Raw genomic sequence first — 18,532 nt, 5'->3', positions numbered from 1 at the left:
CCCGGGATCATGACGAAGAGACTGTGATCATTCATGTGTCAGCACCGCGATACGCCAGGAGGGACTGAGGCGAGGTCAGCAACGGCAGATGGAGGTCGGTCGTCGGGCCGCAGACGCGGAAGACGAAGGACGCGCGGAGAAAGAGCGGCAGACAGCCCTGGAGCGTGTAGTAGCTGTCCAGCTCCACCTCGACCTGATAGGTGGCCGCTTCCAGGCCGGGGCCTTCGGCCAGCACCAGCCGGCCGTCACACCCCGTACGACCCGACGCCAGCTTGATCAAGCCGGTCGCCGTCTCACAGGCCAGGCCGACGTCGACCTCCGCGCAGGGCCGGCCGGTCACACCGTCGACGAGCTGAATGGAGATCTTCATGCGCCCACCCGGCCTTCCAGCCGGCGACAGGCGATACTCGCCAGATCCTCCCTGGTCTTTTCGAGATCTGACTCCGGTGAGCCACCGCCCAGGAGCGCGGCCAGCGCCGTGACGAGCACGTCGGCCCCGGCGACCAGAGCCCGCACGTCGGAGTCCTCACCGGGTGCGTGGCTGACTCCATCCTTACTGGGCACGAAGATCATGCCGACGGGGGCCAGGGCCGCGATGACCTGCGCGTCGTGGCCGGCGCCACTGGGCATGGCCTGCCAGGACAGGCCCAGGGACTCAGCCGCGTTCGCGATGACGCCGCGCAGCCCGGGGTCGGTGAGCACGGGAGCCGACCGGTCACAGACCCGCAGGTCGACATCGACGTGGGACACCTGGGCCACCTGTTCGGCCATCGAGGCCAGCAGCCGCTCGCTGCGCTGGATCCGGGTGGTATCCGTATCGCGGATCTCGGCATTGAGGCGAACGACGCCGGGAATGGTGTTGACGGTGTTCGGGGACACGTCCATGAATCCGACGGTCGCCGTCGAGCACGCACCGAGCGCGGTGGCGAGGCTTTCCACCTTGGCGACCAGGTGTGCGGCGCCCACCAGGGCGTCCCGGCGGTCACGCATGGGAGTGGTACCCGCATGCTGTTGTTCGCCGCTGACCTCGCACGCGAATATGGTGCGGCCGACGATGCCGTCCACCACGCCGATGTCCAGACCGAGTCGCTCCAGCACCGGCCCCTGCTCGATGTGCAGCTCGAGAAAGGCGGCGATGCGGCCGGCCGGCCAGGCGGCTTCGGCCAAGCGCTCCGGGTCGCCCCCCGCGGCGGGCAGGTAGTCCTTCGCCGGGCGGCCCGCCCGGTCGACGGCCTTCTCCGCGTCGGCGTCCAGCAAGCCGGCCATCGCACGCGATCCCCAGAAGGGATGCTGAACGAGCGCGCCTTCCTCGTTGGCGAATCCCACGGCCACAGGCTCGAATCCGTCGATCGTGACCCCGGTCTCGAGCAGCACCGTCAACGCCTCCAGAGCGGCGACCACGCCGTAGGCACCGTCGAGCCAGCCGCCCTGCCGGACGGTGTCGATGTGCGAACCGAACATCAGGACCGGCAGGCGCGGGTCGGCGTCCGCGCGCCGAATCAGCAGATTGCCGGCCGGGTCGATGTCAGTGGCCAGCCCGGCTTTCGCGGCCAGGTCTTCGAGGAATTCCCGCGCTCGGCTCTCCTCCGCGCTCAGCCCGAGCCGGGTGATTCCCCCCTGCGGATCGCATCCGATCTGGGCGAGGCCGCGCAGCGCGGTGAGGAAGCGGTCGGCATCGACGCGGAGTGGGCCGGCGGCGAAGGTCGGCGCGGCGGTGTGGGCGTCAAGAGATGCATCGGTCGGCCTCATCCGGATTCCCATCGAATTGGTTGCGAACCCTGTCAGCGGCCAGCCTGGGAAGTGCGCCTTTCAATCGGCTATCACCGGCGCATCAAAGGCGATGGTCTTCAGCGGACTCCGGCCCGGAAACTGATCGACAGCGGATGGCAGGCGGCGGAAAGCGATTCAACAGGTTGCCCTCCTACCCTCGGCTCAGTAAGTAAAGAAAAAGCGAAAATCGCCAGCCACCAGAAAGGACAGAGATGAGCGCGACCAAGGTGATCCGGCGCACCGCGAATACCGCTTGGGACTGACTACTCGACCTGCCCCGGACCGATCAGCGTCCACTCGCCAGACCGGCCAGCAGGCGCTCGATTTCCTTCCGGGCCTTCACCACGTGCTGTGGCCGTGTTCCCGACAGCAAGCGGGAGGCCATCCGCCAGGCCGTCTCCGCCGCCTTGGGCGCTTCGGCGGCGGCGAGCACCCGCCCCTTGACCATGAGGGCTCGTGCCTCGAACAACACCATGCCCAGTTCCGCGAAACCGGACACCGACTGATCGGCCCTGGCCAGCGCGGTGTCCAGATCGGCGCGGACCAGTGACCACTCCGCGAGAGCCAGCTCGACACGGTTCCTGACCACGCTGTCCCCGACCGTGTTCACCAGGGTCAGGGCCCGCTCCAGGAGGGGGCCGGCCTGCTGGTGCGCCCCTCTCCGAAGATCGGCCTCCGCCAGGCCCAGCAGGGCGTGGCACTCGCCGAGCCGATCCCCGGACCCGCGGGTGGTCGCCAGGACCGCCGTGAACAACTCCGCGGCCTCGACGAACTCGCCGCGCGTCAGGTGCAGCATTCCGAGACGGTGCTGCACCTGGGCGCCGACCCTGCGGTTGCCGATCTGGTCGGAGATGTGGGTGGCGCGGCCGAGCAGGCTCTGGGCCGCCTCGTCGTCGCCGAGGTCGATGTTCGCCTGCGCCATGTTGTGCAGCACGTAGGCCTCGGCGACACGATCGCCGACCTGCTGGAATGTGCGCAGCGCCGCCTCCCACTGAGACAACGCCGTCTCCAGGTCCCCGTTCTGACGATTGAGGAACGCCATGTAGCGCAGCACCAGGGCGGCGCCGTGCTCGTCATCGAGTTGCTCGTACAACGCCATGGCCTGCTCGAACTGCTGTGTCGCCGGGCCGGGTCGCCGTTGGATCATGTCCAAGGAGCCGAGCGAGTATCGCATGGCGGCCTCGCCGCGCTGGTTCCCGTGCCGGCAGGCCGCCTTGAGCGCCATGGCATGGCTTTCGCGCCAGTCGGAGAAATAGGACTGCGACTCCAACAGGGGGACGATGCTCAGCGCCAGGTTCCAGGAGTGCTCGACCAGCCCGGCGGCCGCAGCCTGCCGGACGCCGGCGAGGAGGAACTGCCGCTCTTGCTCGTACCAGGCCAAGGGCTCGGTGAGTACACGATCGAGGAACGAGGCAGGGAGCGCCCATCGGGAGGCGCGGCCGGCTGGGAGGAGGTAGTCACCGGAATACTCGCGACGGTATGCCTCGCCGGCCAAGAACAGCAGGCACCCGACAAGGCGTTCCAGCGCGGAACGTCGCTCTGCCGGGCTCTCCTCCTCCAGCAGCCGCTCGCGTGCGAATGACCGCATCATGGCGGGGAACCGATAACGGTCCGGGCCCGGACCGGATTCCACGTCGAAGAGATACGCCTCGGCCAGTTCCCCGATGGCGTCTTCGGCCTGGAGCAGGCCGGTCTCCAGCAGAGGCGCGCCCACCCAGGCGGGGAAGCTGCTCGCCTCGGAGAGCGCCAGAAGCCGGAAAAGCCTGCGGGCTTCGGGGGACAGGGAGTTGTAGGACAAGGAGATGCTGGCACGCACTCCCATTTTGCCGTGGTTCAGTTCGTCGAGCCGGCGGGTCTCGTCGGTGAGCCGTTCCACGAGACCCGCCACCTTCCAGTGCGGTCGCGCGGCGAGGCGGGCGGCCACGATGCGCAACGCGAGCGGCAGGCCGTCGCACAGATCGCACAGGTCTTCCACCGCTTCGGGTTCCGCCTGGGCTCGCTCGCCGCCGATGGCGTGGTCCAGCAAGGTCACGGCGCTGGACCGGCTCATCGTCGGGATCTCGATCCGCTCGGCCGGCAAGCCGGTCAGCCGGCGGCGGCTGGTGACCAGCACCGAGCACTGCCCGCTCCCCGGAAGCAGCGGCATGACCTGCTCCTCGGACTCCGCATCGTCGAGGACGATCAGCATGCGGCGTTTGCCGAGGAGATTCCGGTAGACCTCCCCGCGTTCCTCGACATCGTGCGGCAGCGAGGAGCCGCTGACACCGAGGGCGCGCAAGAACCGGCCGAGGACATCGGCGGGATCGGCCGCCCGGGAGTCGGCATGCAGGTGAGCGAACAGCTGGCCGTCTGGGAAGTCAGCCGCCATCAGGTGCGCCAGGTGGACCACGAATGCCGTCTTGCCCGCACCGCCTCGGCCGTGGAAGACCACGACGGGAAGTGCTCGGCCCGCCCTCGCGGTCCCGATGACGTCAGTCAGAACCGTATGGATCAGGTCGGTGCGCCCGGTGAAGTCCGAGATGGCCGGCGGCAGCAGCGTGGGGACGCCCGGGTGGACCGGTGGTGCGGAGATCGGCTCGGCCAGCCTTTTCTGTGCCGGATCGATGCTGTTGCCGAAGGGCACGGACCCCACCCGTAAGGGGGCCTGCCCGAAGATGTGTTCACCGGCCAGCATCTCCCGGTGCAGTGATCGAAGATCCGCGCTCGGCTCGATCCCCAGTTCAGCCGTGAGAACGCGGTGGATGTTCCGATAGACGTCCAGCGCTTCGGCCTGACGCCCGTGGCGGTACAGCGCCATCATGAACAGAGCATGGAACCGCTCACGTAAGGGGTGCTGCCGGGTGAGGGTCGCGAGCTCGGCCGCCAGATCCTGATCCAGTCCCGCGGCCAGCTCGATCTCGATGCTCTGCTCCAGGGCGCTCAGGCGGCGCTCCTCCAAGTGCACCACACAATGCTGGACCAACGGGGCTGATATGTCCGACAACGCCGCTCCCCGCCACAGCGCCAGCGCTCCCCGCATGCCGGCAACGAATCGGGCGGGATCGCCATTGCGCAGGGCGCGCTGGCCTTCGGCGACGCGGGCGTCGAACAACCGGGTGTCGAGGGTGCAGCCGTCCAACCGCAGCAGATAGCCAGGCTTTCGAGTTTCGATCAAGTGGGCGCCGTGCGCCCTGCCCATCGCTCGTCGTAGACGGGACACGCAGAAGTGGATCTGTTCGCGGGCCGTAGGCGGGGGATCATCGTCCCACACCGCCTCGATCAGCCGGTCTGTTGAGATGACTTTCTCTGGCTCCAGGAGCAGCATGGCGAGTACGATCTTCTGGCGCATCCCTTCGATATCCATGGGGCCGTTTTCTGATCCTGCTTCGAGTGGCCCCAGTACTGAGAAGTACATATGTGCTCCCGGATCACTGTTCGCCTGATGTTGTCCCACGGGAAAGCGGTTATAGTCGCCCATTGATGACGCACCCGAGAATAAGATCGGCGTTGTCCGGCGTCGGGCGGCAGGCGAAACGCGTTGAGTTCCGTGAAGCCGCTCCGCGTTTTTCGGTGGGTATGCGGTCACCGAGTCGGCCGGCGTCCGGGCGGTGATTGTGCATCGCGTTCCTTCCCGACTCGACGTCCCACGTCCTGGGACGCTACTCGAACACGATTTCAATTCGCTTTTGCCCGTACATAGCGGCCCGCGTGCGGGCATCGCCCGAGGGCGAGGCGGTGGTCAAAACTTCACCGACAGCCCGCATCCCTCCAGTGGGCGGGGGAACGCCACCGTGGCCACGCAGTGCAAGAGCGGGTCAACGCCCACCTGGCCGGTGGTTCCCGCCCGCATCGCTCGGTGCGGACGCGGCCGCATCGCTCTGCGCCTGCCCGCGAGAACGGGCCTGGTCGAGGAGCCGGACCCGTAGCCGATCAACCGAATTCACGCCGTGGATCCAGGCTGAGGGGTTCTCGCAAATCCTGCCCAAAGCCCTCGGGTGGCTTCGGCCGACGGTGAATGTCCTTTGACGGGGCGGTGAACGTGAGAGCCGGTCGTGACGGTCCCGGCCTCATTCCCGGCAGGGGTGATGGCTGGAGGCGGGCGAGACGTCGGCCGAAAGGAACGGGCGGATGGAGCTGCCGCGGCAATTCGTGAAGAGGGTGGCAGGAATGAGATCATTTTTGGCGACTTATACCATTTTCTGCGGCATTACAGCGCTGTCATGATTGACCCCGGCTGCGGCGCCCGGTGCCTTCCATCAAGGGCTGGTTCATGACCGGACGGCTGCTCCGGCGGCTACCGGAAGGCGATCATCGCGGACCGTGGAAACGGGATTCATGCTCAGACTCCGCCAAAATGGGAGGTATTGTGCGATGCGGCCTGTCCAGGGATGATCTTTTGCGGAGGAGGATCATGCGTTTCAGGATTCTCGGACCGCTGGAGGTCGAACGGGGCGGCGAACAGCTGCACCTCGGAGGCGGGCTCCAGCGCGTCGCCATGGCGATCATGCTACTCGACGCCAATCGAATTGTGCCCGTCAACAGAATGATCGAGGCCATTTGGGGTGAGGCGCCCCCGGAGACCGCCCGGAATCAGATCCAGATCCGGATCTCCCAGCTGCGCCGCCTGCTCGGCGATACCGCTCAGCCGCACCGTCTCCTCATCACCAAGCCTCCCGGCTACCGGCTGAGAGTCGAACGCGGGCAACTCGACCTCACCGATTTCGACGAGCTGACCGAGCAGGCCCGACTGGAGAATCCCGCCCAAGCGGCCAGGACCCTGCGCGCGGCACTGGCCTTATGGCGGGGCCCCATGCTGTCCAACGTCAGAAGCGACCTGGTCCAGAGGATCGTGCACGGCGTACAGGAACGCCGCCTGCTCGCTCACGAGCAGTGCATCGAACTCGAACTCGGCGAGGGCCGCCATCAGCAACTGGTCGCCGAGCTACGCGGCCTCGTCCGCGACAACCCGCTACGCGAGCGGTTACACGGCCTCCTCATGCTCGCGCTCTACCGTTCGGGACGACAGGCCGAAGCACTCGACGTCTTCCGCGCTTATCGGGTGATGCTGCAGGACACGCTCGGTCTGGTGCCGGGGGATGAACTACGCCGGCTTGAGCTCGCCATACTCAACCAGAACGCGGAGCTCGACAGCGGGCCGGCGATCGTGAGCCAGACGCCCGTCCCGAGGCAGCTCCCTCCGATGATCTCGCGGCTGTCCGGGCGCGAGGTCGAGATGCGTCGGATCAGCTCGCTGCTCGACGAAACAGGCGCGGGTACCGGGTTACCCATCGCCGCCATCGTCGGCAGGGCCGGGGTGGGCAAGACCGAGCTGGCACTCCAGACGGCGCACCGGTTGTCGCCCAGCTACCCGGACGGGCAGCTCTACATCGACCTGCGCGAAGGCGAGCTGCAGCCGACCAACGTGCTGAGCCAGTTCCTCCGCGCGCTGGGGGTCACGGTGATACCCCGGCTGCTGGAGGAGCGAGGCGCTCTGTTCCGCTCCACCGTGGCCGGCAGCCGCGTGCTTGTGCTCCTCGACAACGCGGGGTCGTTCGAACAGATCCGGCCCCTGCTTCCCGGCGGTTCTCCCAGCGCCGTCCTGATCACCGGCCGGCACCACCCGATCGGGCTGCCGGAGCACCGGGTGGTCCGCCTCGACGTTCTCGGCAACGAGGGCGCCGTCGAACTGCTCACCCACGACATCGGCGCCCATCGCGCCGCGCTGGAGCCCGACGCCGTCAGGACGCTGGCCGAGCAGTGCGGCGGCCTGCCGCTCGCGCTGCGCATCGCGGGCGCGCGGCTCGCCGTTCGCCCGCAGTGGACCGTCCGGACCCTGGTGGACCTGCTCAGCGACTCCCGCACCATGCTGGACGTTCTCAGTCATGGTGATCTTGAGATACGGGCCAGCCTCGACGTCAGCTACCAAGGGTTGTCACGCAAGGCCCAGAGGCTGTTCCGGCGGATCGGGCTGCTCGGCAGCCCGCAGATCGCCCACTGGCTCGGCGAGGCGCTGCTCGGCGACGACGCGGCCCAGGACGCGTTCGATGAGCTGGTCGACGCCTCGCTGCTGGTCCGCAGAGGCCAGAGATACGTCATGCACGACCTCGTGCGTGCGTACGCGGGCGAAAGCGCCCTCACCGGCGACGGCGAGGAGCAGCGCCGGACGGCGGTCGAGCGTGCCTGCAAGCGCTTCCTCTTTCTGGCCGACCGCGCGCACCAGCGTTCCTACGGCGGGCATTTCACCCTCCTGCGGGGCAAGGACACGGGTGATTCCCAGGACGACGGTCTGGCCGACGCGCTGTTCGGGAACGACCCTCTCGGGTGGCTGGAGGACGAGCGCACCACGCTCCTGGCGAGCGTACGGCAGGCGGCGGCGCACGACCTCGACGAGCTGTGCTGGAACATCGCGATGACCGCCATCACCCTCTTCGAGGTCCGGGCGTACTACGACGAGTGGCGCACCGTCGCCGAGATCGCGCTCGAGTCCTGCCGAAGGGCCGCCAACACGCGCGGAGAGGGGGCCATGCTGTACTCACTGAGCACACTGGCCATCTTCCAGCAGCGGTACAACGAGGCACAACCTCTGCTGGTCCAGGCGATCGACATCTTCGAGCTGATCGGAGAGGTGCACGGCATGGCGCTGGCCCTGCGTAACCTGGCGCTCTCGATGCGGGTCAGGGGCGAGGTCGACGTGGCGCTCGACAGATACAGGCAGGCACTGCCGCTGCTGGAGGCAGTGGGTGACCCGGCGGCCGAAGGCCACGTCCTGGTGAGCATCGCGGCCATCCATCTCGAAGAGGGCCGCCTGGGTGAGGCGGAGCCGCTGCTCGACCGCGCACTGGCGATCTTCAGGGACGAGGGTGTTCCCCGCGGCGAGGCCCAGGCGTTGAAGCGCATCGCCGACCTCGCCCTGCTGCGCGGCGACGCCCCGCGCGCGCTGGAGGAGTTCGAAGGAGCCCTGGCCATCGTCCGCAGCATCCGGGACCGGATCGGTGAGACGTACGTCCTGCACGGGACAGGCGAGGCGCAGGCCGCCCTCGGCCGGGTCGACCAGGCCGAACGTGTCCTGTCACATGCTCTGGCCATGGCCCAGGAGCTAGGAGAACGGCACATCGAGGGCCGAACGAGGCTGTCGCTCGGCCTGCTGCTCAGCCAGCAGGGAGACCCCGGCGGGGTGGCTCACCTGGAGAAGGCACACGCGCTGTTCACCGACATGGAGGCGGAACGCTGGCGGGCGAAGGCGGCGGAGGCCCTGGCCCGATCACGCTGAGCCAGGGGCGCAGTGGCGGGTTCCGAAACGGTGGCGGGGACGGCGTTCGCGCACTGGGAAGCGAGATCGGCAGCCGCCGCCAGGCTCAAGCCGATAGCGGCTTGCCCATGGTCTCCTCAGTCCAGGACATGTCACAGAGCCCGTCCATCTTGTAGTTCTTGCAGGCCAGGTCCCAATTCTCTGCTTCCGCTGTGGCGGTGGCGCCCGTCGCGACCGCCACGGTGATGCCCAGGCTGATCAGGATCTTCCGCACGTTGCCCCTCCCTTCAGGTCACGGAGGCGACTCTAGTGAAGGCGGCTTTTGTTTCGCTTTCGATCGCTTACCGTCACCCGCTTCGGGGGTACTGGGCGCGGCTTGGCCGGGGCAGATCTCTCCCTGCATGACCGTCCGGTAGTCCGGCACCGGGGTTCGCCAGGCCCTCGGCCGGATGGTAGTCCTGGGTATACCGTCGATTGTCGCGCCAGCACGTGTGTGCCTGGGCCGTGCCGTCGTTTCAATGGTCGGCATGACGATGACACGGACGATTCCCGGCCGTTGGGTCGAGGGTGCCGGGGCGGTGCTGGGGCCGCTGCTCCTCCTCGCCGGGGTGCTCACCCGGATCGGCGAGGATGACTTCTTCCCCGGCCAGCTCGCCGCCTATGCCACCGATCCAGGGCGGATGGCCGTGTCCTACGGGTTGTTCGCCGCCGGCGTCGTGCTGCTGTGGCCGGCGACCACCGCGCTGGCCCGGTCGATCAGCGTGACCCACCCGGGCTGGGCCCGGTGGGGCGTCACGCTGGTCGTGCTCGGGCTGTTCGGGCGGATCTTCCACGCGGGGGTGAGCCATCTGGCCTTCCAGTTGGTGGACGAGCTCGGGCTGAAAGAGGCGCAACGGGCGGTCACGGACACCTACGGCGCGTTCCACGCCTTCAAAGCCGTCAACATCTGCATCATGGCCGGCTGGATCGTGCTCGCCATCGGCGCCTACCGGTCCCGGGCGTTCGGCCCCCATGCGCTCGGCGTGGTCAGGTGCGTGGCACTGGCGCTGGGGCACGCGCTGCCGCTGGGCGTGCTGAAGGGCAGCAGCGACCCGATCTCACTGGTCGCCCTGGCCGGCCTCGCCGCCGCCCTGGTGCCCCTCGGCGTGGGGATGCTGAAGGACGGCCCGGCCCCCCGCTGGTGGGCCGCCGCCCTCACCATCGCGCTGATACCGGGCGCCTACGTCCTGGGGATGTACGGCTGAGCCCGCGCACGCGCGACGGGTCTCGGGCTTCCGCCAGAACGCAGAAACATGGTTACCTTCCGCAGCGATGCACAACTGAGAGCCATGAGGGGCCTGGGGCCTGAACCCTGCGGAGGGTGCACTGTGGGAGAGATGCCGCTTGCCGCGACCATCGCCGCGCTGCGCGAAGAACTGACCGAGGCGATGCGCGCCGCACGGGATGCCGACGTCCGGTTCGAGGTGGGGCAGGTGCAGGTCGAGTTCAACATCGGCGTCACGCGCGAGACCGGCGGCCAGGGCAAGGCCAAGTTCTGGGTCCTGGAGCTGGGCGGCGAGAGCTCGTACCAAAAGGAGGAGATCCAGCGGGTGACGCTGACGCTGGAGGCTCCGGTCGACCGGGCCGGGCGTCCCGTGCGCGTGACCCGCGAGTTCACCGAGAAGCCCTGACGCCGGTGGACATCACCGGACGCGCTGTCGAGGTGCTCTGGTGGCGTGAGGACGGCACCTGGACGGTCGGTTCGGGTTTCCTCGCCGCCGACCGGCGGGTCCTCACGGCCGCGCACAACGTGTGCGACGGCGGCGTCGTGGCCGGGGAGATCTCGGTACGGCTGCTGAACCACGCCGAGGTGCCCGCCGAGGTCCTCTACGCCGACGCCGGGCACGATCTCGCCCTGCTCGGGACGGCCGAGATCCCCGGACTGGCCGGTCTCACCCCGATCCGGTTCGCTCGCGTCGATCGTTCCCTGGCCCATGCCATCGAGGAGTGCTGGGCGATCGGATTCCCGCGCTGGAGAGAGACCGAGCAGCTGGGGCGAACCGTCCCGCTGCGCGACACCTCCCACATCGGCGGGGTGATCCCGACCGGCTCTCACCTGCGCAGCGAGCTGCTCGAACTGCGGAGCACCTCGACTCCGGAGCAGGTCAAGGGCCGGGGCGAATCGGCGTGGGAGGGCATGTCGGGCGCGGTGGTGTTCGGCAGGGACGTGCTCGGCGACCCGGTGGCCGTCGGGGTCGTCATCGAACACCGCCTGAGCGAGGGCTCCTCGACCTTGACCCTGTCACCGCTCACCCGCCTGGCCGACGTCGCGGGGGACGTCGGCCCGTGGTGGCACTCCGATCCGCAGACCTGGGCCGTTCTGCCGGGGCGGGCCGTTCCCCGTGCCGTCTCCAGGCATCAGGATCTGCGCCGTCCGCTCGCCGACTTCACCGGCCGCGAACGGCTCATCGCGGAGGCCGGTGAGCGGGTGACCCGCCGGCTCGCGGACACCGTGCCGGTGCTCGTGCTGTACGGCATGGCCGGGATCGGGAAGACCGAGTTGGCCATTCAGCTCGCACACCGGCTGGGGCCGGTGTTCCCGCACGCCCGCATCATGGTGGAACTCGGGCGGAGCGAGGCCTGGGAGGTCTCGGCGGACGCCGCGATGATCCGGATACTCCGCGGATTCGGGATGGACGTCGGCGATCTGCCCCCTGACCGCGAGGGACGGAAGAAGACTCTTCAGGAGTTCCTGCGCGACGGCCCCAGCCTTCTGGTTCTGGACAACGTGACGAACGAGAAGCAGATTCTCCCGCTGCTCCCTCAGTCCCCGGGCAGCGCGGCGATCCTGACCAGCAGGTCGGCGTTGTCGATCGACGGGGCGTCCCGGCTGGCGGTCGATCAACTGCCGGCCGCGACCGGGCTGCGGATGTTCGAGCAGATCGTCGGCGCCGGCCGGGTCGCCCGCGAATCCGACACGGCGCGGACCATTCTCTCCATGCTCGACGGCCTTCCGCTGGCCATCCGCATGGCGGGGGAGAAGGTGTCCTCTCCCGCGCTGGAGAAACGCCCCTTGTCCTCCTATGTCGCTCTCCTGGCCGACGAACGTACACGTATTTCCCAATTGGCCGGGAAGGATCGGGGGGTGCGCAACAGCTTCGCGGTCAGCTACAACGGTCTGCCGGAGGACACGCGGCGGCTGTTTCGCCTCCTCGGCCTGCTCCCCGGTGTCGGCTTCGGCGCCGAACTGGTGGCCAGGGCCGCCGGCCTGGACGTGGCCGACGCCGAGCGCCTGCTGGGCGAGCTGGTCGACCTGCAGTTGCTCCAGAGCGCCGGACGCGACGGCGACCGTTACCGGCTGCACGACCTGCTCAGGCTGTACGCCAGGGAGAACGCCGAGCAGACGGACTCCCCGGCCGACCGCCATGCCGTGCTGCGCCGTTCCGTCGAGTGGCACGCCGACCGGCTGCACGGCTGGATGTCGCTCCCCGGAGCCCATGAGCGCCCGCCCGACGAGGCGATCGCCTGGTTCGCCGAGGAGGACGCGAACGTGCACGCCGCCGTTCGCGCCGCGTACGACGCGGGGGACTGGGATCTGGTGCTGCGCGTCGCCGGGTCGCTCTACGGCCTGCTGTTCCACCGAAGTCACTGGGAGGGGATGGAGGAGGTGAAGGACATGGCGGTGACCGCCGCCCGGCAGGCGGAGGACGAGCGCGCCGAGCTCGGCTCGCTCGTCCACCTGGCCGAGGCCCGCCGCATCCTCGGTCGCGGCGCGGACACGCCGCGACTGTACGACCGCGCCCTGGAGATCGCCCGGGCGCTGGGCGACGACGGCGTGGCAGGCTGGGTCCTGACCCATTACGGGGACCTTCAGCTGGACCTCGGGCGACCCGAGGACGCCCTCGGCCGCTACGCCGAGGCCGGTGACATCTACCGGCGCCAGGGTGACGAGAGCGCCCTGATCTGGCTGTCGGCGCACGTCGCGGACGCTTATGTGCAGGCGGGGCGGCCCGCGGACGCGGTACGCGTGCTGGAGGAAGCGCTTGGGATGAGCAGGCGGCGGCATGATGACCGGGCCGGGGTGGTGTGGTGCGAGTGGCACCTGGCGCTGGCCTACGACCAGGCGGGCCGTCACCACGACGCCGAGGAGATCATGACCGGGCCGCTCGCGTTCCATCGTGAGGTCGGCGACCGGGCCGGGCTGGCGACCATGCTGACCATTCTCGGCGACATCCACGTCCACAGCGGCAGCCCGGCGGAGGCCCGCGAGGCGCTCACCGAGGCTCTGGACCTGGTCCGCGCGATCGGCATTCCCCGGCGGGAGGAGGAGATTCAGGCAGCCCTCGACCGGATCCCCTCCTGAGCCGCGCCCCGGTCCCTTGACGGTCACCGTCCAGGGGCCGGGCGTCGCGGCCGGCGCCCGCGACAACAGTGACACGCCCTACTTCCGGGGCCGGCCCGGCGTCTTCAAAGTGACGCGCCTCTCCAACGGCCGGCCCACCCCGCCCTGGACAATCCTCCGCTCGGCGTGATCACAATATGGCGCTGTTCGCTGTCTTCTTCGCATGAAAGGGTGTACGTGATCAAGCGAGGTATCACCGGATTGTCGGCGCTGGTCGTCCTGATCCTCGGCACCGGCGTGCCGAACGCGGCGGCGGACGACCGCTCCGCCGTCCCCACACACCCCGGGCCGGTCTACGCGACGGTCACCGACAAGAGCGGGAAACTGTCCCTCCAGACGTTCGGGCGTCCGGACGGGAAGGACATGGTGTTCCGGATCTCCGGATCGGTGTACGCGAACATCGAGGGCAACAGCCTGGACCCGGCGCTGCGGCACGGCCAGAAACTCTTCAACATCGAGGGTTACAACATCCGGCGGCTGTACCGGGTACCTGGCACGAACCAGCTCTATCAGCTCTCCCGGGAGATCGTCTTCTACACCGACCCGGCGGATCCGCAGCGCGTCGTGCGCGAGTGGAAGAACCCGATCGACGGCAAGACGTACCCGGTCGTCCCCATCAACAATGACACGGTCAACTTCGGCCCGTTCCCGATCACCTCGTCCTTCGCGGGTCCGCCGTTGCGCGAGCTGCACGACGAGACCGTCTGGACCAGCGACATCGGCGTACGCGCGGACTTCGGCGCCACGCTCGGCGAGCGGTTCGGCCTGACCGGCGGCGTGTACGCGGCGCAGGAGATGTTCGACTTCTCCGTCGACGAGCACGAGGTGGCGGCGCGCACCAGCGCCGGCGTCCCGTCCGGCGCGATGGAGACGAAGATCAGCTGGGCGCGGACCAGCCCGTGGGCGCCGTTCATGTGCCTGCCGGAGACCGACGTGCGCGGTCAGCTCACCTACCATGCCCGCAGCTGGTCGCTGGACTCCTACGGCGACATCGAGCCGTGGCTGCGAGCCGAGGTCGACCAGAACCATCCGCTGTTCAAGGCCGCCCCCGGCGAGCCGGGGCCGAGCGAGAACTCCTGGACGTCCTTCTACAACAAGCAGCTCGGCAAGGGCGCCACCACCTGGGCAGGCTGGTGCGCCGCCAACGGCCGCCCCTGATCGTCCGCGATCCTCCGCGATCGCCCGCGACCGCACGGCCAGGTCAGGCCACGGGGTGCGGTGTGCCACGGGACTGGGCGGCCATCAAATGGTCGACGAGCACCAGCAGCACATCGCGCCCTGCCGTCCGGTCGCGGGCGTCACAGAGCACCAGCGGCACCTCCGGATCGAGGTCGAGTGCGCGCCGGATCTCTTCCTGCGTCCGGTCAAGCACGCCGTGGAAGCAGTTGACGCCGACGACGAAGGGGATGCCGCGGCTCTCGAAGAAGTCGATCGACGCGAAGCTCACGTCCAGCCGGCGGGTGTCGACCAGGACGATCGCGCCCATCGCGCCGTTGACCAGGTCGTTCCACAGGAACCAGAAGCGTTCCTGTCCCGGCGTGCCGAACAGGTAGAGCACGAGCTCGCTGTTGAGGGTGATGCGGCCGAAGTCCAGCGCGACGGTGGTGGTGGACTTGCCGCCCACGCCGTTCAGATCGTCGACGCCGACGCCGGCATGGGTCAGGTACTCCTCCGTACGCAGCGGGGCGACCTCGCTGACCGCGCCGACCAGCGTGGTCTTCCCGACGCCGAAACCACCGGCGATCAGGACCTTCACCGCCAGAGGAGCAACGTCGCCGTGGTCAGAGTCTGCGTAACCCATCTCTCACCGCCTCAAGGATCGCCATCTCGGGAATGCCGCCTGCCTGTGTGAACGCCAGCGGTGGCCGGCTCAGTAGCTGACCCGACTCGATCAGATCGCCGATGAGGATCTTCGTCACGGACACCGGGAGATTCAGCGCGGCGGCGACTTCGGCCACCGCCAGGGGCCGCTCGCACAGAGCGAGGATGGCGCGGTGCTCCGGCTGCATCCTCTTCAGGCCGCGTCCACTCCCCGGCGAGACCGCAGGCATCGTCGCCACCAGAGTGATCAGCGTCAGGTCGTCCCGCTCGGGAGCGGTTCGCCCGCCGGTGATCGTGTAGGGACGGACAAGGGGCTCGTCGGCGTCATCGTCCTCGAAGCCCTCTGTCCAGTGCTTCATCCGTGTCTCTCCCCATCACTCGGGGTGCGCACGCCGGTCCCCAGCTTCTGGCCGACCTGCTGGATCAGGGTGTGCATCGCGACGCTCATCAGCTCGGCGTCGACCTCCTGGGACGCGACCACCGCCAGATGGGTTCCCCGGCCCGCGGCGGTGATGAACAACCACAGATCGGCCATCTCGATGATGACCTGGTGGACCGGCCCGCCGTTGAAGAGCTGGCCGACACCGCGCGCCAGACTCTGCTGGCCGGTGGCGATCGCGGCCAGGCGTTCGGCGTCCGCGCGTTCGATGGTCCGGGACCGGCTGACCACCAGGCCGTCGTCGGACAGCACGACGGCGTGCCGGGAGCCCGCGACCTGATCGACCAAGCCGTCCAGAAGCCAGTCCAGGTCCGTGTCGGTGGCGGTGGTGCGCTGCGTCATCATCGATCTTCCGTCGTAGGGGAACCGGGCTCGGGGGATCCGTTCGCCCGGGGCTGAGAGGCGTCGTCGCCGGTGCGGCGGAGGCGTGACTGCCTCTGGAAGGCACCGATCGCGGCACCGGATCGGCGGGGCTGGTCGGGTACGGTCCAGGACTCCTGCCCGGCCGGTTCGGCCCGGTCCGCCGGGACCTTGAGCTCGGCCGCCAGGCTGGCCTGGCGCACCCGCTGGGGCAGCGGCCGGCTGTCGGGTGACGCTGCGGCGTCGTCCTGGTCCGGCGATCCTTCCGGTGTCGTCACGGACGCCATCGCACGTCCTCGGGAGCGGGCCGGCAGCGGACCTTTCTCGTGGGGCGGGGTTTCCTCCCGAGGGCGGGGCGGTGCGCCGTTGGCGGCCCTGGGGGCCTTGCCGGGGAGCGTGGCCGGCCCGGGTGCCGTACGCGGGCGGTCCACCACCAGCGATTCGGGAAGCAGCACGATGGCCCGGCTGCCGCCGAAGGCCGACGGCCGCAGTTCCACCTGGAGGCCCAGGTTCGCGGAGAGCCGAGCGACCACGTACAGGCCGAGACGCACGTCGTCGGCGTGGGTGAGCACGTCGAGCCGCGGCGGCGACCGCAGCAGGGCGTTGGCGGCGGTGTACTGCTCGGGTTCCATGCCCAGGCCGCGGTCCTCGATCTCCACCACGACGCCCCGGCTGACCGGCGCGGCGCGCACCTCGACGGGGGTCAGCGGCTTGGAGAAGGTGGTGGCGTTCTCCATGAGCTCCGCCAGGACGTGGACCAGCGGCTGCACCGCGCGCTCCCCGATCCAGGGTTCGCCCTCGACGTCGATCGAGATCCGGCTGTAGTCCTGGACCTCGCCCTGCGCGGCGCGCAGGACATCGAGCAGGTGGACCGGCTTGCGCCAGCGGCGTTGCGGCTGCCCGCCGCCGAGGATCACCAGGTTCTCCTCGTAGCGGCGCAGCCGGGCGGCGAGGTGGTCCAGGTCGAACAGGCCCTCCAGCACCTCAGGGTCCTCGTGCTTGCGCTCCAGTTCGTCCAGCTTCTTCAGCTGCAGGCCGATGAGGATCTGGGTGCGGCGCGCGATGCGCTGCAGCATGCGCTGGAAGCCACGGTGCTGTTCGGCCTGCCGCACGGCGGTGAGGACGGCGCTGCGGCTGGCCAGGTTGAGGGCCTGCCCGAGCTCGCCGAGCTCGTCCGGGGTGGGCCGGAGCGTGCGTACTTCCGCGTCCACGTCGACGTCCTCACCCCGCTCCAACCGGGCGACCACGTCGGGCAGCCGCTCCTGGAGCTCCTGGGCGTCCTCGCGCAGGTGGAGGATGCGCCGGCGAAGAATGGCGGTGAGCCGCCAGCTCGTGTAGAACACCAGCCCCAGGGCGAGCAGGCCCACGGTGGAGATGCTGATGAAGATCATGAAGATCATGTCGGCGTGATCGTAGCCCATCCGGCCGACATTCTCGGATCGCAGGCTCAGGAGCTGCCGCAGTTGCACGCTGACCGCGTCCACCGCGGCACGCCATCTGGCGCCGTCGTCGCGGAGCGTCACCTCATCGCCCTCGGCGGCGCTCCCGGCGGCGATCAGCCGCCCTTCCAGGGCGGACATGGCCTCCCACGCCCTGCCGTCCGTCACCTTCGCGTACGGGGTCTCGTTGCCCGTGAGAGCCGGAAGCACCCGGGACCGCATGAGGTGCTTCCTGGCGCCGATGGCGTCGGTGACGAGGCCGTACTCGCTCCTCGTCAGGGTGCCCGTCTCCCAGCCGCCGGCCAGCAAGGCGTCTTCGCTGCCGAGCGTGTAGACGACCCAGAAGAGGTCGGTCAGCGTCTGCGCCTTGCTGTTCACCTGGCCCTCGCCGGTATTGCCGAGGGCGGTCAGCACGCTGAGGTCTGATTCGAGGACACTGCTGTAGTAGTCGAACGCGCGCTCCGTGCTGGACCGGCCGGCGTCGATCGCCCGGCGCTGCTGATCGAGGAGGGCGAGGCCGCGTTCGGTGCGGGTGACGGCGTCGGCGAGCCCTTCCTGCGCGTCGGAGTCGTCCAGGGCGGTCAGGGGACGGAACGCCCGCACGGCCCGGTCGGTCGCCGCACGCTGCTCGGCGAGCTTGCCGCGGGCGGCACCGCTCGGGCCGCCCAGCACCTCCGCGGTGAGCCGTCGCTCCTGATCAAGGCTGAAGAACAGGTCGGACGCGGGTCTGCCGGCGCCGGTGGTGGCCAGCTCCATCTGGGTCTGCTCCGCCTGCCACTGTGTGGCCAGCTGGTACATGCCCGAGGCCAGGAGCGGGGTGAAGGTCAGGCTCGGCACGAAGACGACGATGAGCAGTACGGTACGCAACGGCAGCCGGCGGACACCGGTCAGTCGCCGCGGACCGCCGCCGGCTGACCCCGCAGGCCCGGTCCCGTCGCCCATGGCGCCCGTCCGTCGTCGCCCGGCCCTGCCCAATTCAGCCACGTGCGGGACACTCTCCTCGCCGATCTGTAAGTCCATGACGAAAGTCGCCATGTAGGCGATTGGTGCCTGATAGTAGCTATACGGCAGGTTGGGCCGGAAGTCCCGGGTAT

Annotated in this window: 13 protein-coding genes; 5 read left to right on the top strand and 8 right to left on the bottom strand. The window is 69.1% G+C overall.

What is annotated here, in order from left to right:
- Positions 1 to 31: 31 nt before the first annotated feature.
- The 3 genes from ACIBQX_RS36375 to ACIBQX_RS36365 all read right to left on the bottom strand — a co-directional run bounded on the left by ACIBQX_RS36375 (position 32) and on the right by ACIBQX_RS36365 (position 5,335).
- On the bottom strand, positions 32 to 370 hold the full coding sequence (locus tag ACIBQX_RS36375) for a hydroxyisourate hydrolase (RefSeq protein WP_397012711.1): 339 nt from the start codon (positions 368 to 370) through the stop codon (positions 32 to 34).
- A complete protein-coding gene (locus tag ACIBQX_RS36370; protein WP_397012709.1) occupies positions 367 to 1,749 on the bottom strand; it encodes a Zn-dependent hydrolase in 1,383 nt (460 codons plus the stop codon). Before ACIBQX_RS36370 ends, ACIBQX_RS36375 begins: the two co-directional genes overlap by 4 nt.
- A gap of 307 nt (positions 1,750 to 2,056) precedes the next feature.
- Positions 2,057 to 5,335: an AfsR/SARP family transcriptional regulator gene (locus ACIBQX_RS36365; protein ID WP_397012707.1), complete on the bottom strand. Its 3,279-nt coding sequence runs from the start codon at positions 5,333 to 5,335 to the stop codon at positions 2,057 to 2,059.
- Positions 5,336 to 6,160: 825 nt separating this feature from the next.
- Here ACIBQX_RS36365 and ACIBQX_RS36360 point away from each other — a divergent pair.
- Positions 6,161 to 9,019 (top strand): BTAD domain-containing putative transcriptional regulator, encoded by a 2,859-nt coding sequence (locus tag ACIBQX_RS36360; protein WP_397012705.1) that lies wholly within the window; start codon positions 6,161 to 6,163, stop codon positions 9,017 to 9,019.
- 85 nt (positions 9,020 to 9,104) lie between these two features.
- Here the strand turns inward: ACIBQX_RS36360 and ACIBQX_RS36355 are convergent, their stop codons facing one another.
- Complete coding sequence (locus ACIBQX_RS36355; protein ID WP_397012703.1) at positions 9,105 to 9,272, bottom strand: hypothetical protein; 168 nt, start codon at positions 9,270 to 9,272, stop codon at positions 9,105 to 9,107.
- Between the two features lie 253 nt (positions 9,273 to 9,525).
- Here ACIBQX_RS36355 and ACIBQX_RS36350 point away from each other — a divergent pair, with 253 nt between their 5' ends.
- The 4 genes from ACIBQX_RS36350 (at position 9,526) to ACIBQX_RS36335 (ending at position 14,537) form a co-directional block, all read left to right on the top strand.
- The gene (locus ACIBQX_RS36350) at positions 9,526 to 10,242 is read left to right on the top strand and encodes a hypothetical protein (RefSeq protein ID WP_397012701.1); all 717 of its coding nucleotides are present in this window, start codon (positions 9,526 to 9,528) and stop codon (positions 10,240 to 10,242) included.
- A gap of 132 nt (positions 10,243 to 10,374) precedes the next feature.
- On the top strand, positions 10,375 to 10,668 hold the full coding sequence (locus ACIBQX_RS36345; protein WP_397012699.1) for a trypco2 family protein: 294 nt from the start codon (positions 10,375 to 10,377) through the stop codon (positions 10,666 to 10,668).
- A gap of 5 nt (positions 10,669 to 10,673) precedes the next feature.
- Positions 10,674 to 13,340: a tetratricopeptide repeat protein gene (locus ACIBQX_RS36340; protein ID WP_397012697.1), complete on the top strand. Its 2,667-nt coding sequence runs from the start codon at positions 10,674 to 10,676 to the stop codon at positions 13,338 to 13,340.
- 216 nt (positions 13,341 to 13,556) lie between these two features.
- The gene (locus ACIBQX_RS36335; RefSeq protein WP_397012695.1) at positions 13,557 to 14,537 is read left to right on the top strand and encodes a DUF1838 family protein; all 981 of its coding nucleotides are present in this window, start codon (positions 13,557 to 13,559) and stop codon (positions 14,535 to 14,537) included.
- 43 nt (positions 14,538 to 14,580) lie between these two features.
- On the opposite strand, the gene ACIBQX_RS36330 is transcribed toward ACIBQX_RS36335, so the two are convergent.
- From ACIBQX_RS36330 to ACIBQX_RS36315, 4 genes are read right to left on the bottom strand one after another with little or no spacing between them, the layout of a single operon-like run.
- On the bottom strand, positions 14,581 to 15,180 hold the full coding sequence (locus tag ACIBQX_RS36330; protein WP_397012693.1) for a GTP-binding protein: 600 nt from the start codon (positions 15,178 to 15,180) through the stop codon (positions 14,581 to 14,583).
- Complete coding sequence (locus ACIBQX_RS36325; RefSeq protein ID WP_397012691.1) at positions 15,161 to 15,559, bottom strand: DUF742 domain-containing protein; 399 nt, start codon at positions 15,557 to 15,559, stop codon at positions 15,161 to 15,163. The genes ACIBQX_RS36330 and ACIBQX_RS36325 overlap by 20 nt, the downstream gene beginning before the upstream one ends.
- Entirely contained in the window at positions 15,556 to 15,984 is a 429-nt protein-coding gene (locus ACIBQX_RS36320) for a roadblock/LC7 domain-containing protein (RefSeq protein ID WP_397012689.1), read from the bottom strand. The genes ACIBQX_RS36325 and ACIBQX_RS36320 overlap by 4 nt, the downstream gene beginning before the upstream one ends.
- Positions 15,981 to 18,458: a nitrate- and nitrite sensing domain-containing protein gene (locus tag ACIBQX_RS36315; RefSeq protein ID WP_397012687.1), complete on the bottom strand. Its 2,478-nt coding sequence runs from the start codon at positions 18,456 to 18,458 to the stop codon at positions 15,981 to 15,983. Before ACIBQX_RS36315 ends, ACIBQX_RS36320 begins: the two co-directional genes overlap by 4 nt.
- Between the last annotated feature and the right edge of the window lie 74 nt (positions 18,459 to 18,532).

The sequence above is a fragment of the Nonomuraea sp. NPDC049714 genome (genome assembly GCF_044465295.1).
Lineage (GTDB): Bacteria > Actinomycetota > Actinomycetes > Streptosporangiales > Streptosporangiaceae > Nonomuraea.
This window is presented reverse-complemented; position numbering and strand designations above follow the sequence as displayed.

Coding starts and splice junctions, on each gene's coding strand:
- ACIBQX_RS36375 (WP_397012711.1), bottom strand. CDS start 370: ATGAAGATCTCCATTCAGCTCGTCGACGGTGTGACCGGCCGGCCCTGC.
- ACIBQX_RS36370 (WP_397012709.1), bottom strand. CDS start 1,749: ATGAGGCCGACCGATGCATCTCTTGACGCCCACACCGCCGCGCCGACC.
- ACIBQX_RS36330 (WP_397012693.1), bottom strand. CDS start 15,180: ATGGGTTACGCAGACTCTGACCACGGCGACGTTGCTCCTCTGGCGGTG.
- ACIBQX_RS36315 (WP_397012687.1), bottom strand. CDS start 18,458: ATGGACTTACAGATCGGCGAGGAGAGTGTCCCGCACGTGGCTGAATTG.
- ACIBQX_RS36360 (WP_397012705.1), top strand. CDS start 6,161: ATGCGTTTCAGGATTCTCGGACCGCTGGAGGTCGAACGGGGCGGCGAA.
- ACIBQX_RS36345 (WP_397012699.1), top strand. CDS start 10,375: ATGCCGCTTGCCGCGACCATCGCCGCGCTGCGCGAAGAACTGACCGAG.
- ACIBQX_RS36325 (WP_397012691.1), bottom strand. CDS start 15,559: ATGAAGCACTGGACAGAGGGCTTCGAGGACGATGACGCCGACGAGCCC.
- ACIBQX_RS36320 (WP_397012689.1), bottom strand. CDS start 15,984: ATGATGACGCAGCGCACCACCGCCACCGACACGGACCTGGACTGGCTT.
- ACIBQX_RS36350 (WP_397012701.1), top strand. CDS start 9,526: ATGACGATGACACGGACGATTCCCGGCCGTTGGGTCGAGGGTGCCGGG.